We start from the raw sequence: 26,299 nt of genomic DNA, 5'->3' as shown, positions 1-26,299 counted from the left end.
TGTGCTGGAAGAAAATCGCGAAACTCTCTTTTTGAAGAAGGAAGACGGAGTAAAATATCCCGGTATATGTTTAACAAAGCTCTCAGCTTGCAGCATATTTACTCCAATGGTTATAAGCCGGGGGGTGTCAGTATTACAGGTAAGAATGCTTTTCAATATTCATATTCTTTCCACTGGTCCCTATATTTTGTTTCCTCCCAAAGTATATTATCATTTTCAAAATTTACCATTAACAAGTGGTCATGTCCTATATGGTCACATAAGAATAATGCTAAATATTCAAAGTCTCTTGTCATTTCAGCTGCGTCTTTTAAATTGTCTATTACAACAAACGTTTTACACTTGGTGCAACAAACTTTAAAAGCTGTTCCCGTTGCTGGTTTTACCTGGTCATTTGTGGAATCGTAAATGAAATTCTCCCTTTCGTTTCTATTATATATAACATAACTATCGAAGCAGGCATCATTGCAAAACCATAAAAAGGAGCCCTTCGTTAAGTTGCCGTTCTGCTTTCGGCGTTCTTCATCACTCTCAATCTTTTTTCCACAACCTGGACAAGTAAGGCCGCCTTCATTATTCCAGGAGTCATAACAAAAAGTTCTTGACAAAATATCTTCTTCCCATTCTAATCTGGTATCATCACTATACCAGGGAATATCAATCGTTCCGTCATTTGTTAACAGGAAATTTCCATTCATATTGTTGTGACACTGCGAGTGCAGAGATAAAAATCGTTTAACATCTTCATCTTTAATTTGAAAACCTTTCCATTTGAATGGTTTCTGTGAGCCAAGCCAAATTTGCCTTTTACATTTTAAGCATCCAAGATCCCATTCTACTCCCATAATTATTATGATTTTGTTTGATGTGGGTTTTAATTTGAATTATTTCAAACGTTTCGGACTTATTATTTTTTCATTTTGCCCGTAGCCGGCACCAGGTAACGATGCCCACTCTTTACGACATTTCGATTAAATAATATTTCAACATTTGAAGCTCGGCTGGCGTAGACTTATTAAGGAACATCAACTTCATAGATTTAGTTTTTTTTGTTTTCGCTTTTTAGTAATGTCTAGGGGTGGTGAATTATTTTATTGCAAACTTAATTATATAAAATTAACCGAATGAAAATGATAAAATCGTTCTGCGTGTGTATTCCGGAGATGCTGGTTCTTCGTCGATTTTGGTGGTACTCGTTCTAGTATTCAAATATCTGTGTAATATAGATAGAAGATCGTCATGCTTGCCTCAAATCTCCTTTTTAACATGAAAAGTGATTCCTTTGACATTATCGACTTTAGAATGACTACAGGATTGGCTATTATTTCGATTTTAAGCAGACAGATTGAACACTATTGTCCTCTTTGATATTGGCCGAAAAACTCTTTTTGAAAATAATTCATATCCAACCATACCATTTAGAAAGGTAATTGCCCTGATATGCAGATTTGGCAAGAGGCTTGAGAAGGGCTGAAAATAAGGAAAGCTCCGAAAATTCGAAGCTTTCTAAAGTAAGTGCCCAGAACAGGAATCGAACCTGCACTCCGTTGCCGAAACAAGATTTTGAGTCTAGCGCGTCTACCAGTTCCGCCATCTGGGCAAAGCAACTGTCCTTCAGTTGCGGGTTGCAAATGTAGCTAATTTATTTAAAATACCAAATATTTTTTATACCCCCGCCTCAATAAATGCTAAAATCCATTCTCCGGCCACAATACATATGACAGAAATCTGTATTCCCTTGATCACCGTCACCGTTTCAAAACCGGCGATATGCCTACCTTTACATCCTGTAAATCCAACGATATGAAAACAATATTAGCACTTACTGATTTTTCTGACTGTGCGAACAACGCCGTTAATTTTGCAGTACAGTCCGCGAAAATATTGCCGGCAGAAATTATTTTGCTCCATGCTTTTGATGTACAGTCAAATCTCTACACGGACTATATAGGCGTGGAGAAAGAGTTTAATAATTCACTACTCGATGATGCCAGTAAAAAGCTGCAGGATATCAAAACCAGCATCGAGGCAACTGAACAGGTGACCGTATGTACCAAACTATTTAAAGGCACAGTAAAAGACGCTGTAAGGGAAGCTGTTGGTGTTGTTGATGTTGACCTTATCGTAATGGGTACCATGGGGGCCAGTTGGCTCAAGGAGAAGCTCTGGGGCAGTACTACCGCTGCTATTATCGGCAGTACAGACGTGCCGGTTATGGCGGTACCTCACGGATATGAGTGGAGGAAGCCGGAAAAGATGCTTTTGGCAACAAATCATTTTGAGAAAGAACCAGATATACTGAATTACGTTTTTGAGCTGGCAGATCTGTACATGGCCCGTTTACAGGTGACTGTATTTACAGGCGAGACTGAAAAGACTGCTGCTGCTGTGGAGCATTTCCGTAATATTCCCCAATATGAAAAACTACTGCAACGCCAGTATCCGGAAGAGACGCTGCCTGTTTCACACCTTTACGGGCCGGATTTTGGTGAAACGCTTCAGAAATTCATAGAGGAGAAAGAAATAGACATATTGGTGATGATCAATTATCAAAAGGAGGAGGGTATCTGGAGCCGGTTATTCCATCCCAGCCAGACAAAACGAATGAGTTATCATACCTCAGTCCCATTGCTGGCCTTACCTGCGTAAGTTGTTTTATATCAGTAAATATCTTTTCCTTGAAAGAACTATTGGAACTAGCCGAAAATGCGGCGATCGAAGCGGGCAAAGCCGTCCTGGAAGTGTATAACTCTTCCGGATTTCACGTTGAAATGAAGGAGGATGAAACGCCGGTAACGACGGCCGACAGGCTTTCACACGACATCATCACCAGGCGACTTAAAACCAGCAGGCTGCCGGTATTGTCGGAAGAAGGCAGGAATATTGACTACCAGGTACGAAAACACTGGGACTATTTCTGGCTGATAGACCCCCTGGATGGTACAAAAGAGTTCATCAATAGGAATGGTGAATTCACCATAAATATCGCCCTGATGCTAAGGAATAAACCAGTAGCGGGGGCTATTTATGTACCCACCAGGGATCTTTTATACCTGGGTAGTGAAGATACAGGAGTTTACAAATACGAAGGGGATAATAAAGTAGACTTTACCCGGTTACCTCAGAGACGCCATATGAATGACCTGCTGGATATGCGGGAAATAACCGCCGTGGTCTCCAGGTCCCACTTGTCGCCCGAAACAAATAAGTTCCTCTCGCAGTTTTCCAATGTCAGGGATACAACGATGGGGAGCTCTCTTAAATTTATGTTATTGCTGGAAGGTAAAGCCGATATCTATCCACGGTTAGGGCCAACCATGGAGTGGGATACGGCTGCTGCCCATGCTATTTTAAACGCATCGGGTAGGGGAGTGTATCAGATGGATCTGCAGTCAGAACTGGAATATAATAAAGAGGAACTGAAAAATCCCTTCTTTGCCGCATTTTAGGCCAGCTGACTGATATATTGGTCCATCAATCCCAAATACCTTTCGGTTTGCCTCAGGCAGTCTTTTTTGACGGTATTATCGGGAGTACTGCTGGCCCTTAGACTATTAACTTTTGCTCTGACATTTGCGCGGTAGCTTTTATAATAGAGGAATAACTGCGCTTCTTCGGGTGTACCCATAGATGGAAAAATCCTATTGTAGCATGTAATGAAAAGATCCGACAGGTCCTGCCTGCCGGAAGCATCAAGGTCCATAGATAAAAAGGCGACCTCATTCAATACATCGATCTGCCGGAAATGATCGTTGAATTCAACGCAGTCAAAAGGCTGAGGTGTGGATAACAGGAAGATATTTCTCGTATGCAGGTCACCGTGACAATCCCTGTACAATCCTTTGTTCAGTCTGTCCGGCAATAATGCATCGCTTTTCTCCAGGAATCTATCGCAGATGCTGATCGCCTTATCAATCATGTCGCAATAACGTGTATCAAGGTTGTCTTTTAAAAAAGGCTTCACTGTTCCAAGGTCATTAAATTCCTGTTGGATTTCCATCACATTCTTTTCATAAATGATGTCTGTTTTTCTGTGAAAGGCAGCAACCTTTTCCGCCAGCAGGCGAATATCATCATCTGTGACCTCATTTTTCGACAGCAATACATCCATCTGCCGGTTTCTGTCCACCTTCTGCATTCTTACAGCAAAATCAATGATATCACCTTCCTGGTGACCAATGGAGTAAGATCCGGAATGTAACATCACAGGTACTACATCCAGGTATATACCCTCAGTAAGCCTTTTATTGAGTGAAACCTCCCTTTCACAGTAATATTTACGCTTTTGAAGGGTGGAGAAGTCGAGGAAGGAATAGGTGATCGGTTTTTTAATTTTATATACGTAACGCTCATCTATCAAAACCCATGATATATGGGTTTCAATGAGCTCGGGCCTCATTTGGCGCAATGCATACTGTTGCTCAATCAGCTTGTCAATTTCATTTTTTGTCATCTTTCGGATGCAGGTAATCAATTGCCGTTTGTAGCATACCTGTTATGTTTTTGTCGGTTGACTGTAATACCAGGTGTTCTTCTTCCAAAGGCTCCCATTGTGCCTTTACGATTTGATAAACTTTATAGTCGGCTTCGCTGTCTGCTCTCGTTTGTTGTAATCTCTCCTGTATCAATGCTTCCGGAGCCTGTACTTCAATAAAGATAAGCCCATCCTTTGCTTCCTGTATGAATTTTCTTCTGATGTCCTTTTTGTAAAAGGTGCCATCCAGCACGATATCCCTTTTCTCCTGAATGGCGCGCTGCATTTTTCTTAGCATCTCATCATATACGGCCTGCTTTTCCTGCGTCGAGTAGGTCCTTGTGCTGAGCATTGTTTTTCTGAGCCGGTCGGTATTCACATATTCCGCATCAATGGCCTTTGCCAGACGTTCAGCAAAGTAACTCTTTCCCGAGCCTGGTAGCCCTGTAGTGATAATAACCATAGGTGTAACATTTCCCGAAGTAAAAGGAATTTGCTGATAGCATCAAATGTGCATTATTAATAGTCAGGCAGGACCGCCACCAGGTATTTCCGGCGGAGCCGTTGGTATGTTAGGATCTCTTACAGGTGCAATTTCCGGCTTGCCCGGCGATGCCGGTTGGTCCGGTATCGTTCCGGGAATTATTTCAGGGTTTCCGGGTTGCGGAATATCCGGAGGCTGCACGGGTGTTATTTCTTTTCCCATAACTTTTTAAGTCAAAGAAAGCACATTCGGCCGTCAAATATAGTGAGAATCATCACCAGCGGTGTTGATGTACATCACCGGAAACAATAGGCATGAACACGCAGATAAGTTCGCTGTTGCCATTATTGGAACAACACATACATCAGTACGCACGATTGATAGCAGTCACCGCTCCCGTTGATATGCCTCATCTTTTAAATGCGGCCCGGAAACTAACTTAGTCACCGGAAATTCAGAAATCAATTTCTGCCGGGTTTATGTTAACTGAAGTTGGAAGCAGGCAGTTCTCCGCCGTGCCCGTTGAACAATTGTATACGCAGCTGAAGTGCGCTAAAGACGGCCTGACAACAGGAGAAGCTGCTGAAAGACTAAAGCGGCAGGATAAACTATTCAGGACCGAAAGCCAGTTTAAAAAGGAGCTGAAACTGCTTTTCCGGCAGTTTTTTAATCCCCTCGTTCTGCTCCTGGTGGTGGCCGTATTGTTATCCGCTATCCTTGGAGAATCGTCCGACGCATATATCATTCTGTTTATACTCCTCGTCACAGGACTGCTTGGCTTCTGGCAGGAAGTCAACGCCGGCCGCGCTTTTGACAGGCTGAAAAAGATGATTGAAATGAAGCATACTGTGCTTCGCAACGGCAGCACCGTAGAAGTCGCTACAGCCGGGATCGTTGCAGGCGATGTCCTGAAACTGGCCGCGGGGGACATTATCCCCGCCGACTGCAGGGTCGTCGAGAGTGATGAACTGCATGTCAATGAAAGTACTTTGACAGGGGAATCTTATCCTGTTGAAAAAGCTCCCGGCGAAGTGGACGCAACGCTTCCCCTGGCCAGGAAACACAATTGCTTATGGCAGGGTACGAACGTTGTAAGCGGCACCGCCCGGGCCCTCGTTGTAAATACAGGTAGCCAGACCCTCTTCGGCCAGATGGCGCACAGCCTCACACAAACACCCGAAACCGCCTTTGAAAAAGGGATCAGGCGATTTGGCTTCTTTCTGTTGCGGATCACGATCATCCTTGCATTGGTTATTCTTATAGCGAATCTATATTTCAAGAAACCGCTGTTCGATGCAGTCCTGTTCTCCCTTGCTCTGGCTGTAGGCATGGCTCCGGAACTGCTGCCGGCTATCATGACATTTGCGATGTCTGCCGGCGCACGCCGTATGATGAAGAAAAAGGTAATTGTAAAAAAACTCTCTTCTATCTTCAACTTTGGGGAAATGAACGTCTTATGTACTGACAAGACCGGCACCATTACTGAAGGGAATGTGAAAGTAAAAGACATTGTAGATGCATATGGTATTGCCAGCAATGAGATCAGGCTTTATGCGTGGTTGAACGCCTATCTGCAGAATGGGTTTCCGAACCCGCTCGATAAGGCGATCGTTTCGCTCAATCTCTCTTTAAACGGGTACGAAAAGATTAACGAAATACCTTACGACTTCATCCGGAAACGCCTTAGCGTGGCTGTTCGTAATGAACAACAACGGATCTTTATTACTAAGGGCGCATTCACTAATGTATTGGAAGTCTGTACCAGTGTTCGCTCAAAGAACGGAGATACAGAGCCGATTTCCGCGGATATCCGCGATGAAATAGAAAAGCGGTTCATTGCCTACAGCGAGGATGGTTGCAGGGTACTGGGGCTGGCCGTCAAACAGCTGGAAAATGAAAAGATAAACCGGCGGGACGAACAGCAAATGACCTTCGTCGGATATATCCTGCTGGAAGACCCATTGAAAGAAAGCGCTCAGGCGTCTATTGAGAAGCTGGAGAAAATGCACATTGGCATTAAGATCATCACCGGCGATAATCGCTATGCTGCTCTCCATGCCGCTCAAAAGATCGGTATGAAAAACCCGGTAGTGCTTATCGGTGAAGATCTGGACAAACTGTCGCCCGAGGCATTGGTGATAAAGGCGAAACAAACTGATGTATTCTCCGAAACAGAACCTCATCAGAAGGAGCGCATCGTTAAAGCCCTGCAGAAATCGCATTTTACTGTGGCTTACCTTGGAGATGGAATTAATGACGTGGCAGCGATCAATGCTGCGGATATAGGGATCTCTACCAACAACGCCGTCGATGTGGCGAAAGAAGCGGCCGATTTCGTGTTCCTGGAGAAAGATCTGGCAGTGCTGGCTGAAGGAGTGTACGAGGGCAGGAGATCGTTTGCCAACTCCATGAAATATATCTTTATAACCACCGGCGCCACTTTTGGGAATATGCTTAGCGTGGCCTGTGCTTCCTTGTTCCTACCCTTTCTGCCGATGTTGCCAAAGCAGATCCTGCTCACTAATCTTATTACGGACTTCCCTTTCCTGACCATTGCGGCTGACCGTGTCGATGAAGACCAACTTACAATGCCAGGACAATGGAATCTGAACCTGATCAGGAATTTTATGATCACCTATGGTTTGCATAGCTCGCTTTTTGATCTTGCCACCTTTTATATACTTTATTTCCACTTCCGGCTATCCGAGTCCCCGTTTCAGACGGGATGGTTCATGGAATCCGTTATTACCGAGATCCTCATCATCTTTATTGTCCGGACACGTAAATTCATTTTAAAAAGTAAACCGGGGAAATTGCTGGTAATAACCAGCAGCATTGCTGTGCTGATGGCCGTAGTGCTGCCGCTGTCTCCGTTTGCTGATATCCTGGGGCTCTCTATCGCCCATACCAGGCAGGTGATCGCTATCATATTGCTGCTGCTGACTTATGTCATAACAGGGGAGTGGCTAAAACGGTGGTTTTTTAAACGGTCAGCACAAAAAGGCTGAGACCCTATCTCTCTATATGAGACACCTGCCTTTTACCGGGCTTTGCCTTAAGCCAGCTTCTGTAAAGAATAAAACCAGCCGGCATCGGTAACCAGAACGATAAAAGCCGGTAAAGGAGCGTAACAATAACACTGGCGCCCAGCGGCAGTCCCAGGCTCGTAAAGAAAAATGTCATGCTGCTTTCATAAAGTACCAATGAACCGGGAGATATGGGCAACGTTGAGACGATCTTGGTGCATATGAAGCATAACAATACATTAAAAGCGGAGGCGGGCGCCCCTAATCCTCTGAACAGGGCAAGAATTGTTAACGCATCTGCTACAATCACAAACAGCTGTGCAAGAAATGCGTAGAACACATTCCTTTTATTGTTTTCGAGGAAAGCGGTCAGCTGTACCTCACCCGAGCCGGCCTGTTGTTGCATTTTTCTTGATGCTTTTTCAAGGATTCTCCTGGCAAACTTTACCCTGCCCAGCCTTCTGTAAAGAGCGTCAAAGAATTTCTTTCTGCCGGCGAAGATGATGACGCCGCCAATTACCAGGTATGCAAGCATTCCTGCGGGCAAAATGCCCTTAAATAAGTAAGGGATCCTGTCATAAAAGATGGTAGATGTCAACAGGAATATTATCAGTATTTCAAGCGTAACATAAAATGTAAGCAGTTCAGCAACGATCAATGTAATTACTTTTGTTGCCGCAATATTGAAGCGCCCGAGAAAACTGAATATGTATGTTTTGCCGCTGATCCCGGCGCTCGGCATTACCTGGTCAAAGAATAGGGAAATAACGGACGCTCTGATAAGCGCCCAAATACCGGGCAACCGTTCCTGCCCAAGATTCCTGAGCAGGAAAAAATAGACCATCGCATTCAGGAAATAGGTCATAAGTTGCGAGAGAATGGCCAGCGACAGCCAATAGCCATTTACCTTCTTCAGCAGCTTCAGTTCTTTTCTGATCTCGGGGAAATAATGGACAATGAGTACAATGAGTACTATGAGAATAGCCGAAGACCACCAGTATGCACCGCGCATTTTCCCTTTCCCCGGAAGAGAGTTATCATCGTTGTTTTCAACCGACATTTACAAACGAGTTTAGTATCTGCCGCGGTTTCGCCAGACTAATGAAGAGGTCCTTTCCGGAGAAACCGTCGCCAGAGGGTTCGGATCTCCACCTCAAAAGTAATGCCCTGCTATCAGCGCGGTATCATACCAGGCCCGGCGCCTGTCAATTATTGCTATTGCGCCAGCGCTTCAGGTTGGGAAGCGTATTAACGGCCAGGTTAATGATCTCCTGCCCGATATGCCGCTTTTCCATTTCGGTCTTAACGACAGTACGCATCTCGTCGAGCGTCATATTTGGTGTGGTAAATGCGCCTTGCTGATAACAATATTTACAATACTCCTTGCTGGGAGCGCCATTTTTTTCAGTACCGGCCATTGCCGGGTCATCAATTGGCATGCTGCAGCTCTGGCAGAAATTTGTAGAAGCCATAATAGTTGTTTTATATGTCTAATACCTGGTGATAAGAGAAATGTGACCATGATTATCAAGCGTACCATTGTTAACAAACACAATATCCCCGCCTTTTTCGACCGCCAGTCTCAATACCTCGTCAACCGCGTCAATGATAATCTGATGCGGCTTTTTAGTGCTTCTGAGATGCAGTTTACCGGTTTTATCATCGATGAAAGCCGGGCAGGTATAGTCTTTCTCGACTATCAGCCTGTAACCGCGGCCTTCATTGACGGCGTTCCAGACATCTCTCATGCCATCTACCGCATGATGTTGCCATTCCTCCTCCATCAGCTGTAACATATATGATTGCTGGCTTTCATCTATCCATGATCTTACAACCGGCCAGGCGCGGGTTTCCAACTCTTTTTGAGGAACATTCGAGTAATTGCCTTTAACAGTAGCTACAATGTTTTTCTGATGAGCAGAGACTTCCTGGAACCGCGAAATGTCCTTTTCAGGCCCCACTACTACCAGTGGCATGTCTTGCAGATGCGCAGACAGCAACTCATCCGCCTCCCGGTAGAAGGTTTTCAGGCGATTGGCTTCGTTAGTGGATTTGTCCCCTTCAACTCCCTGCACAACTGCCTGCCCGGAGTAAGAACCGGCCCTTGCTGGTTGGTTGTATTCATAATTGTCACGGAAAAGCCATGGGAATGTACCATCATTTATTTCCTCCAAACTGCTGAGACGCCCCTTGTAACAATGGAACGATTTTTCATTCAGGTGCACCAACATGTATTTGGTGGCGTAATGCTCCAGATACAATAGTTCCCGCATGGAAAATGCATCTCCGATATCAACCTTTTTTTGCACAGGGAAAAAGAACTTGACCAGTCGGCTATAGCCTGGAGAAACATAGAAACCAAGTCCTTCAACGGTTAAATCATAATGCTGGTCAAAGTCGTCCAACAAGGCCCGTAGTGATTCAAGCAGGGACGTCGCCTCTTTCGGGTACATCTTCTGCAGGAATTCGTCTGCTTCCCGGATAGCTTTCTCCGACAGCAGCAACGCAGCCTTTTTGTCCAATGGAGGCGTTTCATGGAACGATACTATGATCGTCACATAAGGTGCTCTTGTCGCCTTTTGTTGCATGATACTCAATTCGTCTTTTAGCATAACGTTTGATTGATAATGGTGAGGTAAAACATGAGCAGATAAGTATAGTTTGCGACCCTTGGATCGCTGTCGTCTCCTCAATTAAGTCTGCTACAACCACACTGGCGCCCCTCTTCGCAAAGGCAACCGCGGTTGCATGGCCTATACCAAAGCTGCCGCCTGTTACTAAAGCGACTTGTCCATTAAAAATCTTCCCATGAGAGTTTATTTTATGATGTGAAGGGGACAATGTATCCGGCAGAGAGTCGTGATGAACAGCCGTAACGCTTAATGATATCAAATTTATTGCTATGAAAATTCGCAGTCAATGACTGGCGTCAATGTAAATGGTAATAAGGGTCAGTTGATGCGCTTTATGAGATTGCATACTTTGTGGTTGTCTGATGTATCTGTGAAATTGATCCTTCTACCATTGTAACTGCTTGCCGAAGACGGCGGCGGTAATAGCGCCCGGCTTCGGCAGAAGGAAAATCGGATATTGGGTGAACTGGCATAGGACCTTCGCTTACAGTCTGATAAATGCATCAGGATGTAATCTTCCCGTCTTCCATCTGTATGATCCTATGTGTACGGGCAGCAAATTCAGGGTCATGCGTTACGATCAGCAGGGTCTGTTGGTGTTCCTCTGCAAGCTGCCTGAAAATGTCAAACACCAGCTCACTATTCTTCTTGTCAAGATTGCCCGTAGGCTCATCGCCCATGATGATACAGGGATCGTTGATCAGCGCCCTGGCAATAGCTACACGTTGCTTTTCACCTCCCGACACCTGGTTGGCCTTTTTATTAGCCAGCTTTTCAATCCCCAGCCAGGAAAGTCTTTCAATAGCCCTTTGCTCCACTTCCTGTGCAGGGTATTTGTTTAGCTTTAGCCCCGGCAACATGACATTATGTAGTACACTGAATTCATGGAGCAGGTAATGGAACTGGAACACAAACCCGATCTTCTCATTGCGTACCTGCGCCAGCATAGCCTCCGGTCTGTTCACCATCGATATATTGTCGATCAGCAATTCTCCTTCATAGTCAGTATCCATGGTAGAGAGGATATACAGCAGGGTAGACTTGCCGCAACCGGACTTCCCGGTCACAGCAATAAATTCTCCCTTGGCAACCTTGAAATTAATGTCGCTCAGTACTTTCACATCAACAGGATCGTGAAAATATTTATTAATATTGCGGGCTTCAAGAATAATGTCTGCCATACTGATGTTATTTACCCCTGATGATAACAACCGGATCTATTTTACTGGCTTTCCTCGAGGGCAGCCAGCCGGCCAGGTAGGTGGATAAGAGCGAGAAGGCGCCGCCAATACAATAGATGAACAGCGCATAGCTCACAGGGTAGGTCTTCATAGTTGGTAAGGAGGTAGCGTGAAAGGGTAACTGGTCGATAGCCAGCGACAACAGAAATCCCAGTATCAACCCCGCCAGCCCGCCAAAAATGCCAATGCTCATGGCAATAAAGATGAATATCCTTTTCACATCACGACCCGAAAACCCCGTTGCCTTCAGAATGGCAATGGAATCCATTTTTTCATAGATCATCATGTTAAGTATATTATAAATGCCAAAACCCGACACAATAAGTAAGGTAACGCCCACAGCATAAGAAATAAGCGATCTGATAAAGCTGCCCGTTTCAAATTCTGCACTGAGACTATATATATCCTGTGCACTGGTGTTGAACAGGCGGCCGTACTCCTTCGCCAGCGCGGGCGCCACAGTATTGTTCTTCAGCCGGAGCTGGATATCTGTTACATAGTTACGTGTCTTGCCCAGCAGTTTTTGCGCCGTGGCCAGAGAGGTAAAGCTTTGTACCTTGTCGAAGTCCTGGATGCCGGACTGCCAGAGCCCGACTATCTTCAGTTGAAATCGCTCGCCCTCCGGCGTCGTGAGTTGCACCATCTCGCCTACATTCACAAGGAGGTTTTCTGCCAGGGCTTTGCCAAGAATAATGCTGTTGGGTATTTTCTCAAGTGATGCAGCATCACCCTCTACAATATAGTCCGCAAAATGAAATAGCGCGCTTTCCTGCTGCTCTTCGATGCCATTCACTGTTGCCGTTATATCAATAGTACCTTCATTGAAAAATGCCTGCGTCACTATTTTAGAGGCAACCCCGGCAACCCTTTCATCCTTCCTCAATGCTTCCAGTATCGCCATGCTGTTATAAATTTCCTGCCTGCGCCCGGTGGCTTTTATGGAGTGAATAAAATGGTGACCGGAATGGTAGTCGGGCGATAGCTGGACCGGCTGAATGGCCCTTGGTTTAATTTCATTATACAGGCGTATGTCAGGCGTACGGTTCAGGAAGAGGGAGTCCATCATCTCATTGAGCCCCTGCATAAAGCCCAGCAAGGCTACGAACATGGTGATACTGAAGGTTACACCGATAGCGGCGACGAGCGTTTGCCGCCACCGTGCCAGCAATAAAGACCGGGCAATACTGATGAGTAGTTTCATGGAGCAGGTTTTAGAATAAGATCGCTCGCCGTTATCCCTTTGATGATCTCTACTTTCTGATAGTCCATCAGGCCCGTGATGACTTTCCGCTTCTCCTTATTGGCCAGTAATATGTAGTTTCCCTCCAGCAGGCATGCTCTCGGGATCGTAAGCGCATTTTCCTTCTGCGCTACTACGATATTAGCTTCACAGGTCAGATTGGGATATAATACGGAAGGGGGTTGGAGGAATTGCGCCTCCACAGTGAAGGTCTTCGACCGTTCATGCATAAAGGGCTTCACCTTTGTTACGACCGCCTGGAACAGCTGCCCCCGGTAACTGTCCATCGTAATGATGATCTTTTGTCCTGGTCTTACCCGTGCAATATCGTATTCATCTACCTGCAGTTCCAGCAGGAAAGAAGATGCATCGCCAACCACGGCAATAGGTTGCTGTATGGTGACCATTTCTCCCTCCTCAACCAGGATCTCATACACCTTGCCGCTGTATTCACTTTTGATGGTATAATCGTTGACCTGCGATTTTGAGATCTCCAGGTTCTTGAACGCTTGTTTTTCGCCGAAGCTGATCTCACGTTTTAATTCGGCATAACGAAGGCAGGCAGCATCGTAATTGTTGCGGGAGGTCTTCCAGGCAAGCTCACGTTGATCCAGTTCATTACGGCTGCCTATCTGCTGAGCCCAGAGATTACGTTGCCGGTTCAGTTGTATGGCATCCTGCTCCAGTTTTATTTTTGCCAGATCAATGCTTAAACGTAGCTCCGCCAGTCGCTGGAAATTGGCCGTCTGTGTGGCGTGTTCCGCAGCAATACGGGCATTTTCTGCCTGCAGTTGCGCTGTTACGCCCGAAAGCTGTACAATCGCTCCGCCCTTGTCAACAAGATCCCCTTCCTTTACCAGTCGCTTGTCTACAATGCCATTTACGCGGGAAAATACCTCATATTGATTACTGCTTTTTACAATACCCGATGCATATACCGATTCTGTGATCTTTTCGTATACAGGCTTTGTTTTTTCCTGCTTACTGCCGCAGGAAACCAGTATTACAAGAAGACCGGGTAGAAATAAAGGAGATTTCATAAACGAGACATTGTAAGTCCTAACTATCTGCCTCAAATTAACGACGAAAATGCCCGTCTCCAATGAGGCAGGTCAATACAGGTGTTGACGATTGTCATGAAAAAAGGGAGGACGTTCTACAGGGGCCGGCACTTAAACATCTTCCAGTCTGAAAGGCAATTTACGCAATCTTTTCCCGGTAAGATCAAAAATAGCATTGCACAACGCGGGGGCAAAAGCCGGCAATCCCGGCTCACCGACACCGCCGGGAGCTTCGTCATTTTCCATAATATGCACTTCAATTTCAGGAATTTCATTGATCCGCGGCATAGGGTAGGCGTTAAAATTCCTTTCCACCGCCTTCCCCTGTTCGAAATGCGTTGCATGGTTCACCGCCGCTCCCAATGCCATAATGATGCTACCTTCCAACTGGGCGCGGATGGTATCAGGGTTTACATACCAGCCGCAATCGATCAGTGCAAATACTTTGTCAATTTTGAGGGTTTGGTCCGGTCGGCGGGATACCTTTACGACCTGCCCCACCATACTGCCGAAGCATTCGGTAATAGCAACACCCCATCCATCGTTCTTCCGGCGCGCATCCCAGTTACTGATCTCCGACAGTTTGTCCACCAGCGCCTGATACCGGGTGAACGCAAAATGTGCTTTCCGGAACGCAAGCGGGTCCTGTGAGGCAAGATGCGCCAGTTCGTCTATAAAACACTCACAGGCAAATGCATCAATATTAGCGCCAGGGGCGCGCCACCACATAGTAGGTATGGTAGATTTTATAGGTACACTCCCGAAGCTGTAGTGTGGGATTGTTTTATAATAATCATAAATAATTCCATCTATCCTCCCGGTATTCTCTTTCAATGCCTGTGGCGCAGGATGTTTATCTTCCCCCGCACTCGCATATTGTGTAGCTGAAATGATCTGCAATGCAAAGATCTTCTTTTGTGCATCCACACCGCCTTTGCAGCTGTACAACGCCCCCTGGCGAAATGGCCCTGCCGTCATATCATCTTCGCGGGTCCACATCACCTGGACAGGCGCCTTCATCTCCTTTGAGATAAGCGCCGCCTCACACGGATAATCAAGGAATGCTTTTCTCCCAAAGCCTCCACCAAGGAACGTCATATTCACAGTCACATTCTCAACCGGAACACGGAATCTCTCACTCAGGTCTGCTTGTATCCAGTTTGCTTCCTGTATCGGTCCCCATATCTCTATGCTGTTGTCTTTCACATCGGCAGTACAGTTCAACGGTTCCATACAGCTATGCGACTGGTAAGGCATTTCATATATAGCTTCTATCGTCGCAACAGAATGCTTCAGGTCCGTTTCAAAACTATCAGGGGAAGAGAATTTCTTCAGATCCTCCCGCATCCTGGCAGAGATCTGTTCTGAGCCCAGGTGCTCAAATCCCTCATCGTCCCATTGCACCTTCAATAGTTTGCGGCCCTGCATAGCCGCCCACAAGGTATCTGCTACCACTGCCACCCCTTCACACCAAATATTAAATACAGGCCGCTGCACTTTAAAAACACGTTTCACGCCTTTAATACTCCTGGTGGCTGAATCATCAAAGCTTTTCACTTTTCCCCTGAACCTGGGGTTCCGTTCTACCACCGCATATAACATGCCCGCTAGCTTTTTATCCAGTCCGAATACAGCCGTACCATTGGTTTTAACGGTGCTGTCATTACGATGTAATGGCTTGCCGATAATTTTATAATCTTTCCGTGCCTTTAGCTTAACGTCAGCAGGGGGCTTTAGCTGAGCCGCATCTTTTACAAGTGCGCCATAGCTCAGTCTTTTCCCTGTTCCCCGATGAACTACAACGCCATTTTCTGCGTAACATTCCCCGGTACTGACCTGCCATTGCCTGGCTGCCGCCTCGATAAGCATTTCCCTGGCAGAGGCGCCGACGCGTAGTAGTTGCTGATACCAGCCGCGTATGGAAAAGCTTCCTTCCTGTGGCTGTGGCCCATATTTAGTTGGATTGGAAGAAGCGTACCGGATACTTACCTGGTCCATACTGACTTCCAGTTCTTCCGCAATGATCTGCGGGATGGATTGCCAGGTGCCTTGTCCCATTTCTGAACGGTGATTGAAGAGCGTTACCTTGCCCGCTGCGTCTATGGAGATCCATGACATCAGTTCCGTCCCTTCATTTGCAAGCACAATCTCTCCTGTACCCTTTCCTGTTGCCGGCCAGTAATAACCTATTGTCAAAGCAATACCCGACAAGCCTGCCTGCTGCAGGAATGTTCTTCTGGAAAGGTGCTTTTTATGTTCCATTAATATGAAATTATCAGGTGAGTATAGGCGCGCTGCCCAGATGTTCCTATAGAAGAAGGAACACCGGCATATACAACCAAATTTAATCAAACAACCATCATCCGCCGGTAATATTTGACCAAAGGTATATTCCAATTGACCAACGCATCAATAGAAGCGACAATACAATTTGTCCGCAGATCCGGCAATGCGCTATGGTTACTTCATGCATAGGGCACAGTTACTGCTGTGATAGTCCCATGCTCCTCCGTTAAATCTCCCGGGCCTTGGTGTAAATAATAGCAGTGCATCTCCCCAAAATCCTTAAATTTATTCTACACCCAAACTGAACCTATAAGGGAAGAGTTCGTATCAACTTAAAACAACCTGATTCCACATTATGTCCGTTAAGTCATTGTTCATTAATACAAAAGGCATTCAGCAAAACACTTTCGACGCCATCGTCATTGGCTCCGGCATCAGCGGTGGCTGGGCGGCCAAAGAGCTGTGCGACCAGGGGCTGAAAACACTGGTGCTTGAGAGGGGCCGGAACGTAGAGCATATAAAAGATTATCCCACCGCCACCATGGCTCCCTGGGAGTTCAAACACCGTGGACAGCTATCAAAGGAGTTCCTCCAGGAAAATCCCCTGATCAGCAAGGCTGCCGGCTTTGGAGAAGACACGGCGCATTTCTTTATCAAAGACAAGGATCATCCCTACATACAGGAAAAGCCTTTCGACTGGATCCGGGGCTACCAGGTGGGCGGCAAATCCCTCACCTGGGGCCGTGCCTGCCAGCGTTGGAGCAACTTCGAATTTACCGCCCCCGAACGTTATGGCTACGGTACGGGATGGCCAATCGACTACAATACAATTGCCCCCTGGTATTCCCATGTCGAAAAGTTCATCGGCGTATGCGGTACCCGCGATGGTATAGCTGCGATGCCCGACGGAGAATTCCAGCCGCCATTTGAGCTGAATTGCGTGGAAGCAGAGATCCAGCGAAAGATCCGGTCCAACTATAAAGACCGCCACCTGGTGCATGCACGATGGGCACAACTTACCCAACCACAGGACGTGCACATACAGCAGGGGCGAACCAGGTGCCAGGCCAGAAGTTTATGCATGCGCGGTTGCCCCTTCGGTGGCTATTTTAGCTCGGTGTCGTCTACGCTTCCCTGGGCTAAAAAAACAGGCCATCTTACCGTAAGGCCGTTCTCTGTCGTTCATTCTATTATCTACGACGAAAAAAAAGGGAAGGCTACCGGTGTCAGGGTCATTGACACAAATACAAAAGAAATCACCGAGTTTTTCGCCCGCATTATTTTTCTCAATGCCGCTGCGCTGAACTCAAATCTCATCCTGCTGAATTCTACCAGTAAACGTTTTCCCAACGGATTAGGAAATGATAGTGGCCTGCTGGGTAAATACGTGGCGTTTCACAACTACCGTGCATCTGTCAGTGCTGAAATGGAAGGCATGAAAGATAAATATTACTACGGTCGTAATCCAACAGAGCCTATCATTGCCAACTATCGCAACCTCGAAAAACAGGATACTGATTATGTCGGCGGCTTTACCACATTTATGGGCGCCTATCGCCCGCATGCCGGCGGAGAGCTGTTGGAAAGCAATATCGGCGCTGCATACAAGGAGGCACTAACCGAACCCGGTGGCTGGCGTACATACATGTATATGCAGGGAGAAACCATCCCTAAAGCAACAAATCACGTACGGCTGAGCCCCGATAAGAAAGACCAGTGGGGCATACCCTTGCTGATCATGTCGGTGGATTATGATGATAACGATGAAAAGATGATTAAGGACTTCCTGACCCAAAGCGCAGAAATGATGGAAAAGGCGGGTTGTAAAAACATCGAACAGCACGACAATCACCAGGCCCCGGGACTGGACATCCACGAGATGGGAGGCTGCAGAATGGGGAAGGATGCCCGTACCTCCCTGCTGAATGAGTGGAATCAGTTGCATCACTGCAAAAATGTATTCGTCACCGATGGCGCAGCTATGACGAGCACCGGCAATCAAAGTCCCTCACTGTTGTATATGGCGCTTACCGCAAGAGCGGCTACCTATGCGGTCGGTGAAATGAAAAAGGGGAATATATAAATGGCGGACCTGCTACTCCCACAACCGCTTATACGAAAACTATTTTACAATCCAGGGAGGCGCTGAGCTGTTGACATAGGTGGCAGTTTGAAATCCTAAAATCTTTAAGAACCTTAAGATCTAAAAATTTTAAGATTCTCAGGAATTAATGCTATCCTTTAATACAGCATTACCCTGCCAGTCGGAAGTACGGGTATAGGAATAAACAGACAGCAGGAGACAATAAAGCACAATGATCCTGATGGCAATTGTTCTTTGTTTGAATTTTGCGAGGTAATATGAAACAGGAAAGAGAACACCAATAGCCGATATATATGCATACCTGTCTGCCACAGTAGCAACACGCGTAGCGGGTATCGGATGAATACACATGACGAGATGAAGCACAAAGAAACAGATGCCAAAGTAAACGTAATTGACCGTGAAATTCCTGATCAGGTATATGGCAATTATGATGAGGGCAACGGTGTATGCATACAAGGTTACAGGAAGCGGCTTCATATAGTTAAACGGAGAAGGGTAGAGGTGGTTTATCCTCAAGGGAAGGACAATGTTTGTAAAGTAACCGGCTAATGTGTAGGAAGCAATCATCAACCGCTGGTAAAGAGGATATTCGTTTTGATCTGCCAGCATTCCGCCTGCAGAATAGACCTGGGAATAGACCGCCAGGATGCCAGATAAAACAGCAAGCAGCAGGAATGGAACTTTTTCCAGGAGCACCTTTCCGGAAAAAGCATATTGCCTGCCTTTCACGAAGTAGTCAATTATAAAGAATGCAAAGGGTAAGCTTACTGCCCGCTCCTTAGCGCCAAATGATAAAATAAAATAGACCATTGCCAGCACGTACTGCCCGGTTCTTTCCGTTGACATATAATCAAGATAGGCACGCAAGGCGAGCAGATAGAATAATGAGTAGAGCAGTATTTTAGAGGCGGGCAGCCAGGAAACAGGTTCCACTACAGCAGGATGAATGCTGAAAAGGAATGTTGTCAGAAAACTTGTTTTCGCACAAATGGCATCGTCATGTCCGCAGGTCTTCAATAGTTTTTCTATGAACAGGTAAACGAGTACAGTATTGAACAGGTGTATCATCAAACTGCAGAAGTGAAAGAGAAGGGGATCGTACCCATTTAATGCGTATATGCTTGAATAAAAGAACTGGTTTACAGGCGCATACTGACCATGATAGAAGTCGAACAATATATGCTTAATATTAGCCGGAGACAGTCCGCCCTCAGTATATTGGTTAAACACAATCCACTGATTATCCCATGCATCCTGGAAATCAGGGTTATATAAAGGAATATACACGATTGCGCAAATGGATAAAATCATAAATAAAGCGAGCTTCCTGTCGTAGAGGATAGAATGAGGCGAAGTCAGGGAAAACATATACTGGCTATTTATGGTTATCAAATCAGCTTCATCTCAGGTTTTAACAGACAGCCGCTGCCCGGCATTATCTTTCCCTCATCCATTGTCAGGCACGTAGCATCAGCGCATATAACATCAATGCATATGGCATCAATACATAAACATCAAGCATGTAATATCAAAGCACTTAACATCAATGCATCTGGCATCAACACATAAACATCAAGCATGTAATATCAAAACACTTAATATCAGGCATGTAATATCAAAACACTTTACATCAATGCATATGGCATCAATACATAACATCAACACATGTAATATTAATGTACGAAGGCCAGGTATGTATTGTCAATTTCAGTAGATCGCTTATGTGGATTATAGACTTCTGCCCGGGAAAGCTCGCACGCTGCCGTATTGGTATTAGACTGGCCTGACCAGCCAGACGTGGAAAGAAATAATATTTGTGGTAGTCGGCAGATCTGTCTTTACTGGTCCATTCTCAGGATATAGGCTCAGGGCATAGTCAGCAAATTTAATAGTATATCAATTTCACGGAATCTGGTGCTTGAAACCAGGGTTTCAAGGAGAGAACATTTTATTGGATATATATTGGTCTTTACATAGTGAATATATGAAATTTTGAATTTAAAAAAAAGATTATCTACGAAAAACCGCATACGTGTAAGTGTGATTTATTTTTTTTAGAAAGCTGGAGCGGACCCGGATGAGATGAACAGGGTAGAACAGAAAGGAGCGGTACATACTTACTATAAAGGATAAAGATGAAAGTTGCGGAAGACAGGACTCAAATGGCCGGCGATGAACACAGATAAAAATTGTGTTAGCCACGAATGAAATAGTCTGCCCGGAAGCAGCGGCGGTTCCGGGTGGAGACTACTGGCCTTAGTTATTTGAAGTATGCCGATACGCTCTACCGGGAGTTTTATAGAAATCCAACTGCCCAATACGACATCCAGGCGTTCAATGTCCAGGAACTTCAAAGAACTACAGCCAGTGGTCCCGCCTGGAACCGAAGTGTGTCAATCACCCAACCCCGATATCATGGATCTTCAAAGAGCTGGTCCCGCCTGGAACCGAAGCGTGTCAATCACCCAACCCCGATATCATGGATCTTCAAAGAGCTGGTCCCGCCTGGAACCGAAGCGTGTCAATCACCCAACCCCGATATCATGGATCTTCAAAGAGCTGGTCCCGCCTGGAATCGAAGCGAGTCAATCACCAGGCAATATCAAATCAGCAAATCCTCCATCACCTGACGCCACGATAATCAGTAACCTTCCCGAAACCCAGGCAACACCACCATAAAATCCTCCATTATCATTCACCACAAATTTTACCAATCATAAAAAATTCATTTTGATTATTCCAAACTAACCCTATATTTGTCCTGTAGACCAGAATAGACCAAACCAATCAAAGTCTAAAAGATAGTACTGGAAATCAATGACTTAATGATTGCGTCGACATCATTCTGTCACCAAGGGGACGAATTTTCGAAATGCAAATTTCACGTTTATTGGAGATTGTCAACTAGCAGTATACCTGTCATTAAAAGAATCTTTACAAACACTTTATGCTTCACGTTATGCATGTAAAAAATGCTTCCAAGAGGCTATGGTCGCTCCTATGCATCATAGCCATGCTGACCGGCTCAGTGTCCGTTTTTGCCCAAAGCGGCAGAATTTCCGGTAAAGTTACCGACACAAAAGGAGAACCACTTCCCGGTGTATCGGTGAAGCTGACCGGCACGAAAACCGGTACTGTTACCGACATCCAGGGCGCATTCTCCCTGGCTGCTGAAAGTAGCAAAGGCGCACTGGAATTCAGCTTCTTAGGTTTCGAAACACAAACCGTTCCCTTTACCAGCTTCACAGCGCTGAACGTCAAAATGCAACAAGCCACCGCTATCGTAGACGAAGTAGTGGTAGTCGGCGCCAGCATGAAAAAGTCTGACCTGACGGGTTCTATTGCAACAGTCGATTCCAAAAAACTGTTGGAAAGACCTGTGACCAACATTAACCAGGCCTTACAGGGGAACGCTGCCGGTGTGTTCGTTAGTGCCGGCACACGTCCCAGCGACGATGCAACCATCAGGATCCGCGGTCTGAACACCATTAACGCCGGTTCTTCCCCTATCTATGTAGTGGACGGTGTGATCATGGAAAACAACCAGGGTGGTTTCAACTCTGTGAACGTAAACGATGTCGCTTCCATACAGGTGCTCAAAGACGCATCTGCCACAGCGCTCTACGGTTCCCGTGGCGCCAACGGTGTGGTAGTGATCACGACTAAGAAAGGTCAGCGCAGGGGAGGAGATGGACTCGTTACCTACGATGCCTGGTTCGGTACCTCCGATTTCACACGCATCCCTAAAACCATGAGCGCTCAGCAGCTATTCGATCTGCGCATAGACGCTTATGCAAATGGTTACCTGAAAGACAATCCGAATGCGAATCGCCAGGATTATATCGACAATACCCTGATGAAGACTAATATTGCCTTCTCTAACCAGGAGTTCGATACCTACAATAAGAAACAAAGCTTCAACTGGCTGGACCAGGTGACCCGTACAGGACTGCAGCAGAACCATGCGGTGAGCTTCTCCGGTGGTTCCGACAGGGGGGTGTTTTACCTGAGCCTCGGTTATGCGGGTAACAAAGGCGTAGTGGAAAATACCAAACAGAATAAATACACCGGTCGTTTCAACGCTGAATACAATGTGAAGAAATGGCTGAAAGTGGGTACCAATACCGGCTTCACCCGCATCAACGATCAGATCCCTTCCGATGATGTATACGGCAAGGCCCTGAATGCCAACCCATTGCTGGACTATGCGCCCTACCGCGACCCGGCTACCCGTTTTACGCCCGATTACCTGACTATCTACTACCGTTCACACGGAGAGCAGAACAACAATGACTTCAACCCTTTCAACTCATTGCTGATGCAGCGCGACAGGGCACGTAACCGTGTAACCACTGCCAACTATATCAACATCAACCCGATAAAAGGACTGGACTTCCGTTCCAGCTACTCGCTGGACTACGGCGCACAGGACTGGTTCGAGTTCACGCCGCATAATATCCAGGAAGCTGTTCGTCACTACAATGGCGATGCACGCGCTAAACACGAAAGATGGAGCGATACTTACTGGCAATGGGATAACACCCTGACTTACAACACTACCATCGCAAATGATCACAAATTCACTGCCTTGGTAGGTACCAGCTCCAGCAAGCGTTCTTCTAACTATACCAAAGCACAGGGCGACCGTTTCGCCAGCGATGACCTGGGATATAATGACCTGGGTGGTGCTGCCGCAATCGAGAAGTCGGTACTCGGTTCCGACTTCTACGCCTATTCCCTGATGTCTTTCATTGGCCGCGTAAACTATAGCTATAAAGATAAATATCACTTAACTGCTACTGCGCGTTACGACGGCTCCTCCCGTTTCGCTGCCGGACACCGCTGGGGTGTCTTCCCATCAGTATCTGCTGCATGGGATGTGACAAGAGAAGATTTCATGAAAGATGTAACCCTGTTCGACCAGTTAAAACTGCGTATTGGATATGGCGTGGTGGGTAACCAGGATATCGGTAATTACGCATACCAGACGCTTTACGGTTCCAGGATTGATAACGGTAATGCCCTGATCGCCAATGATGGTCGTCGCGGTAATCCTAATATTACCTGGGAAAAACAAAAACAAAGCAACATCGGTCTGAACGTAGGCTTCTTTAAATCAAGATTGCTCTTTACTGCCGACTTCTTCGACATCAACAACGATAACCTCCTGCTGGACCGCTCCCTGGCTACCACCACCGGTTATACCAAACAGTGGGCTAATATCGGGCGTGTCAATAACAGGGGAATGGAGTTCTCTGTAATTGGGGAAGTGATCCAGAAGAAGGATTTCAACTGGACCGTATCCGGCAACATCTCCTTCGATAAGAATAAGGTAACCAAACTGTATGGTAATGCTACCGAGATCTATAACATCAACGAGAACGTCATACAGCGTGAGAATAACGTCTTCCTCGGTAAGTCACTGCATACCGTCTACACATACGTTTCAGGTGGTATCGCGCAGGAATCTAACCGTAAGGAATGGGATGGTATAAATTATAATGGCAAGACTGTAAATCCCGGCGATCTCTTCGCAAAAGATATTTCCGGACCGAACGGTGTGCCAGATAAAGTGGTGGATCAATACGACAGAACAGTAGTAGCTAAGACAGATCCTAAGTTCTATGGTGGTTTCTCCACTAACCTGAATTACAAGGCATTTGGTCTGAACGCCATGTTCACATACTCCTACGGTGCAAAGAAGATCAGCAGCTATTATGAAGGCCTGATCAACAGCACCGGTGAAAGTATGGCTACCGTTGACCTGCTGAACCGCTGGACACCGGAACATACCAATACCGATATTCCACGCGTGATCGCTAACACAAGCTATAATCGCTACGCTCCATCCGAGCTGGATTACTCTCTCCAGAATGCTTCTTTCCTGCGCTTGTCTGCAATGACATTCTCATACACACTGCCGGGAAAAACCCTCAGCAACTGGAAATTGAATAACCTGCGCTTCTATGTAACCGGTTCTAACCTGTTCTGCATTACGAAGTACAAGGGAATGGATCCGGAAACCGGCGACTACGGTTATCCTCCGGTTAAATCGTATGTATTTGGACTGAATGTAGGTTTTTAAACTTCAACTGTTAGATCATTATGAAACGCAATATATTAACATGGAGCCTGGTAGCAGGATTTGCAATGTTCTCGGCTTCCTGCAGCAATTTCCTCGACGAGAAAAGCCCCACCAGGCTGGATGAAAGCCAGGTGTACTCCGACGTAAACCTGGTAGAAACAAGTCTTAAAGGTGCTTATGCAAGCTGGAAAGCAGTGCGTACCGATGAACAGGCGCTTATTATGATGATGGGTACCGACGAAACCCAGCAGGGCGCCCTGCAGATGAAGAGCGATGCTGCTAAAGGTGGTATTGACCGCTACGATGGTAACCTCAACTCCACATTGGCCCATATCTCAAATCAATGGGGTATCCGCTGGCCTATTGTGAATGAAGCTGCCAGGATCATCAAAGGCCTGAGCTCTTCGCCTGTTGAACCTGGCTCCCGTGAAGCTAAACTGGTGGGTGAAGCTTCCTTTATACGTGGCTTCCTCGATTTTCAGCTGGCCATGTACTGGGGCGAAATTCCTATCCGTGACCTGGACCATGAAGCTGAATTAGGTTTCCGTCGCCAGCCACTGAAAGATGTGTGGACTTTCATTATCGCAGACCTGCAACGTGCGGCTGACAATTGTCCGAAGACCAATGACCCCGGTCGTGCTACCTCCGGCGCCGCATGGGCAATGTTGGGTAAGGCTTATATGTCTGCCCCCGTAAGCACAGGGCTGCGCGACTTCTCAAAGGCCGCTGCCTGTTTCGAGAAGATGATGGGTGATTACTCCCTGGTGCCTTATAAGAACCTGTGGGATTATAACACCCCCAATACAACAGAAGCGATCCTGGAGTTTCAGTTCAGCCCCGTGTATCCGAACAATAACAAGATTCAGTTCCAGATAGGTTCCCGTGCTGTACAGGCGTTCTTCGGAGATGGTTGCTATTATTCCGGGTATGATAAGATCGTACCTACTCAATATGCCTATTCTTCCGTGGATAGTGGTGGAGTATGGGAACCGGGCGACCAGCGCCGGTTTGAAGCCATTCGTTACGACTTTACCTACTATGGTCAAACACCCAACCTGGACCCGCTTAAATGGGAAGATCTCGGTAATGACTATGACGAGCTGATGCCGCACGTAAAGAAGTATGAAGACTTCCGCACAGACAAGCATGCCGACAATAAGATCAATAACATGTGGAACTCCGGTAAGAATATTCCGGTACTGCGCCTGGCTGATATTAAACTATGCTACGCAGAATGCCTCAATGAGCTAAACCGTACAGCGGAAGCAGTAAATGTAGTGAACGAAGTACGTACACGCGCCTGGGGCGGTACACTGCCCGACAACAGGAAGTGGACAACGATGGGACAGGATGCTTTCCGTACAGCCATTATGGACGAGCGTATGCGTGAACTCTTTGCGGAAGACTGGCGCCGCATAGACCTGATCCGTACAGGTAAATATGTTGAGTATGTAAAGGCCCGCAACAAATGGACAAAACAGTCAGGTACCATACAGAACTTCAATGTACTGTTACCAATTCCGGATACAGAAATGAAGTTAAATGGCGATATTACACCTGCTGATCAGAATGAAGGTTATCATTAATCGTTACTTTTAAAAGAGGCAGGTCCGCTGATTACAGGCAGCGGGCCTGCTTTTATCATTATTATGAGGAAGAAGC

The 26,299-nt window shown here is 46.2% G+C and carries 19 protein-coding genes and 1 tRNA gene; 6 read left to right on the top strand and 14 right to left on the bottom strand.

Going from position 1 to position 26,299, the window contains the following annotated elements:
• Positions 1–152 precede the first annotated feature (152 nt).
• The gene (locus MYF79_RS20160; RefSeq protein ID WP_247809479.1) at positions 153–845 is read right to left on the bottom strand and encodes a hypothetical protein; all 693 of its coding nucleotides are present in this window, start codon (positions 843–845) and stop codon (positions 153–155) included.
• A gap of 671 nt (positions 846–1,516) precedes the next feature.
• Positions 1,517–1,600 (bottom strand) — tRNA-Leu (locus tag MYF79_RS20155).
• A gap of 203 nt (positions 1,601–1,803) precedes the next feature.
• Here MYF79_RS20155 and MYF79_RS20150 point away from each other — a divergent pair.
• Entirely contained in the window at positions 1,804–2,649 is an 846-nt protein-coding gene (locus MYF79_RS20150; RefSeq protein WP_247809477.1) for a universal stress protein, read from the top strand.
• Positions 2,650–2,678: 29 nt separating this feature from the next.
• Complete coding sequence (gene cysQ / locus MYF79_RS20145) at positions 2,679–3,449, top strand: 3'(2'),5'-bisphosphate nucleotidase CysQ (RefSeq protein WP_247809475.1); 771 nt, start codon at positions 2,679–2,681, stop codon at positions 3,447–3,449.
• Here cysQ and MYF79_RS20140 read toward each other — a convergent pair.
• From MYF79_RS20140 to MYF79_RS20130, 3 genes are all read right to left on the bottom strand, one after another.
• Positions 3,446–4,453 carry a hypothetical protein gene (locus MYF79_RS20140; protein WP_247809473.1) on the bottom strand — a complete coding sequence of 336 codons (1,008 nt, stop codon included), beginning with the start codon at positions 4,451–4,453 and terminating at the stop codon, positions 3,446–3,448. The two genes, cysQ and MYF79_RS20140, sit on opposite strands and share 4 nt — an antisense overlap.
• Positions 4,440–4,937: an AAA family ATPase gene (locus MYF79_RS20135; RefSeq protein WP_247809471.1), complete on the bottom strand. Its 498-nt coding sequence runs from the start codon at positions 4,935–4,937 to the stop codon at positions 4,440–4,442. The genes MYF79_RS20140 and MYF79_RS20135 overlap by 14 nt, the downstream gene beginning before the upstream one ends.
• A 63-nt stretch (positions 4,938–5,000) precedes the next feature.
• Positions 5,001–5,180: a hypothetical protein gene (locus tag MYF79_RS20130; protein ID WP_247809470.1), complete on the bottom strand. Its 180-nt coding sequence runs from the start codon at positions 5,178–5,180 to the stop codon at positions 5,001–5,003.
• A 257-nt stretch (positions 5,181–5,437) separates the two neighbouring features.
• Between MYF79_RS20130 and mgtA the strand changes: the two genes are divergently transcribed.
• On the top strand, positions 5,438–7,966 hold the full coding sequence (gene mgtA / locus MYF79_RS20125) for a magnesium-translocating P-type ATPase (RefSeq protein ID WP_247809469.1): 2,529 nt from the start codon (positions 5,438–5,440) through the stop codon (positions 7,964–7,966).
• Positions 7,967–7,970: 4 nt separating this feature from the next.
• Here the strand turns inward: mgtA and MYF79_RS20120 are convergent, their stop codons facing one another.
• The 8 genes from MYF79_RS20120 to MYF79_RS20085 form a co-directional block, all read right to left on the bottom strand.
• Positions 7,971–9,044 (bottom strand): YbhN family protein, encoded by a 1,074-nt coding sequence (locus tag MYF79_RS20120; RefSeq protein WP_247809467.1) that lies wholly within the window; start codon positions 9,042–9,044, stop codon positions 7,971–7,973.
• 145 nt (positions 9,045–9,189) lie between these two features.
• A complete protein-coding gene (locus MYF79_RS20115; RefSeq protein ID WP_247809465.1) occupies positions 9,190–9,456 on the bottom strand; it encodes a zinc ribbon domain-containing protein in 267 nt (88 codons plus the stop codon).
• 18 nt (positions 9,457–9,474) lie between these two features.
• A complete protein-coding gene (locus tag MYF79_RS20110; protein WP_247809463.1) occupies positions 9,475–10,596 on the bottom strand; it encodes a hypothetical protein in 1,122 nt (373 codons plus the stop codon).
• The gene (locus MYF79_RS20105; RefSeq protein WP_247815094.1) at positions 10,517–10,825 is read right to left on the bottom strand and encodes an SDR family NAD(P)-dependent oxidoreductase; all 309 of its coding nucleotides are present in this window, start codon (positions 10,823–10,825) and stop codon (positions 10,517–10,519) included. The genes MYF79_RS20110 and MYF79_RS20105 overlap by 80 nt, the downstream gene beginning before the upstream one ends.
• Positions 10,826–11,120: 295 nt before the next feature.
• The gene (locus MYF79_RS20100) at positions 11,121–11,798 is read right to left on the bottom strand and encodes an ABC transporter ATP-binding protein (RefSeq protein WP_247809461.1); all 678 of its coding nucleotides are present in this window, start codon (positions 11,796–11,798) and stop codon (positions 11,121–11,123) included.
• A gap of 7 nt (positions 11,799–11,805) precedes the next feature.
• Positions 11,806–13,059, bottom strand: a complete 1,254-nt coding sequence (locus MYF79_RS20095; protein WP_247809460.1) for an ABC transporter permease — start codon at positions 13,057–13,059, stop codon at positions 11,806–11,808.
• On the bottom strand, positions 13,056–14,138 hold the full coding sequence (locus MYF79_RS20090; protein ID WP_247809458.1) for an efflux RND transporter periplasmic adaptor subunit: 1,083 nt from the start codon (positions 14,136–14,138) through the stop codon (positions 13,056–13,058). Before MYF79_RS20090 ends, MYF79_RS20095 begins: the two co-directional genes overlap by 4 nt.
• A gap of 132 nt (positions 14,139–14,270) precedes the next feature.
• Positions 14,271–16,421 carry a xanthine dehydrogenase family protein molybdopterin-binding subunit gene (locus MYF79_RS20085; protein ID WP_247809456.1) on the bottom strand — a complete coding sequence of 717 codons (2,151 nt, stop codon included), beginning with the start codon at positions 16,419–16,421 and terminating at the stop codon, positions 14,271–14,273.
• 379 nt (positions 16,422–16,800) lie between these two features.
• Between MYF79_RS20085 and MYF79_RS20080 the strand changes: the two genes are divergently transcribed.
• Positions 16,801–18,528 carry a GMC oxidoreductase gene (locus MYF79_RS20080; protein WP_247809455.1) on the top strand — a complete coding sequence of 576 codons (1,728 nt, stop codon included), beginning with the start codon at positions 16,801–16,803 and terminating at the stop codon, positions 18,526–18,528.
• Positions 18,529–18,666: 138 nt separating this feature from the next.
• Here MYF79_RS20080 and MYF79_RS20075 read toward each other — a convergent pair whose 3' ends face one another.
• On the bottom strand, positions 18,667–19,920 hold the full coding sequence (locus MYF79_RS20075) for a hypothetical protein (protein WP_247809453.1): 1,254 nt from the start codon (positions 19,918–19,920) through the stop codon (positions 18,667–18,669).
• A gap of 1,591 nt (positions 19,921–21,511) precedes the next feature.
• On the opposite strand from MYF79_RS20075, the gene MYF79_RS20070 reads away from it, so the two are divergent.
• On the top strand, positions 21,512–24,637 hold the full coding sequence (locus MYF79_RS20070) for a SusC/RagA family TonB-linked outer membrane protein (RefSeq protein ID WP_247809451.1): 3,126 nt from the start codon (positions 21,512–21,514) through the stop codon (positions 24,635–24,637).
• 20 nt (positions 24,638–24,657) lie between these two features.
• Positions 24,658–26,223: a RagB/SusD family nutrient uptake outer membrane protein gene (locus tag MYF79_RS20065; RefSeq protein WP_247809450.1), complete on the top strand. Its 1,566-nt coding sequence runs from the start codon at positions 24,658–24,660 to the stop codon at positions 26,221–26,223.
• Positions 26,224–26,299: the final 76 nt, after the last annotated feature.

The sequence above is a fragment of the Chitinophaga filiformis genome, assembly GCF_023100805.1.
GTDB classification, from domain to species: Bacteria; Bacteroidota; Bacteroidia; order Chitinophagales; family Chitinophagaceae; genus Chitinophaga; species Chitinophaga filiformis_B.
The sequence above is the reverse complement of the archived record's forward strand: the minus strand, read 5'-3'. Positions and strand labels throughout refer to the sequence as shown.

Excerpts from the sequence above, each read along its gene's own strand:
- mgtA (WP_247809469.1), top strand. The coding sequence starts at position 5,438 with ATGTTAACTGAAGTTGGAAGCAGGCAGTTCTCCGCCGTGCCCGTTGAA.
- MYF79_RS20065 (WP_247809450.1), top strand. The coding sequence starts at position 24,658 with ATGAAACGCAATATATTAACATGGAGCCTGGTAGCAGGATTTGCAATG.
- MYF79_RS20085 (WP_247809456.1), bottom strand. The coding sequence starts at position 16,421 with ATGGAACATAAAAAGCACCTTTCCAGAAGAACATTCCTGCAGCAGGCA.
- MYF79_RS20110 (WP_247809463.1), bottom strand. The coding sequence starts at position 10,596 with ATGCTAAAAGACGAATTGAGTATCATGCAACAAAAGGCGACAAGAGCA.
- MYF79_RS20140 (WP_247809473.1), bottom strand. The coding sequence starts at position 4,453 with ATGACAAAAAATGAAATTGACAAGCTGATTGAGCAACAGTATGCATTG.
- MYF79_RS20090 (WP_247809458.1), bottom strand. The coding sequence starts at position 14,138 with ATGAAATCTCCTTTATTTCTACCCGGTCTTCTTGTAATACTGGTTTCC.
- MYF79_RS20135 (WP_247809471.1), bottom strand. The coding sequence starts at position 4,937 with ATGGTTATTATCACTACAGGGCTACCAGGCTCGGGAAAGAGTTACTTT.
- MYF79_RS20130 (WP_247809470.1), bottom strand. The coding sequence starts at position 5,180 with ATGGGAAAAGAAATAACACCCGTGCAGCCTCCGGATATTCCGCAACCC.
- MYF79_RS20120 (WP_247809467.1), bottom strand. The coding sequence starts at position 9,044 with ATGTCGGTTGAAAACAACGATGATAACTCTCTTCCGGGGAAAGGGAAA.
- MYF79_RS20075 (WP_247809453.1), bottom strand. The coding sequence starts at position 19,920 with ATGTTTTCCCTGACTTCGCCTCATTCTATCCTCTACGACAGGAAGCTC.
- MYF79_RS20160 (WP_247809479.1), bottom strand. The coding sequence starts at position 845 with ATGGGAGTAGAATGGGATCTTGGATGCTTAAAATGTAAAAGGCAAATT.
- MYF79_RS20095 (WP_247809460.1), bottom strand. The coding sequence starts at position 13,059 with ATGAAACTACTCATCAGTATTGCCCGGTCTTTATTGCTGGCACGGTGG.
- MYF79_RS20080 (WP_247809455.1), top strand. The coding sequence starts at position 16,801 with ATGTCCGTTAAGTCATTGTTCATTAATACAAAAGGCATTCAGCAAAAC.
- MYF79_RS20100 (WP_247809461.1), bottom strand. The coding sequence starts at position 11,798 with ATGGCAGACATTATTCTTGAAGCCCGCAATATTAATAAATATTTTCAC.
- MYF79_RS20115 (WP_247809465.1), bottom strand. The coding sequence starts at position 9,456 with ATGGCTTCTACAAATTTCTGCCAGAGCTGCAGCATGCCAATTGATGAC.
- MYF79_RS20070 (WP_247809451.1), top strand. The coding sequence starts at position 21,512 with ATGCATGTAAAAAATGCTTCCAAGAGGCTATGGTCGCTCCTATGCATC.
- MYF79_RS20150 (WP_247809477.1), top strand. The coding sequence starts at position 1,804 with ATGAAAACAATATTAGCACTTACTGATTTTTCTGACTGTGCGAACAAC.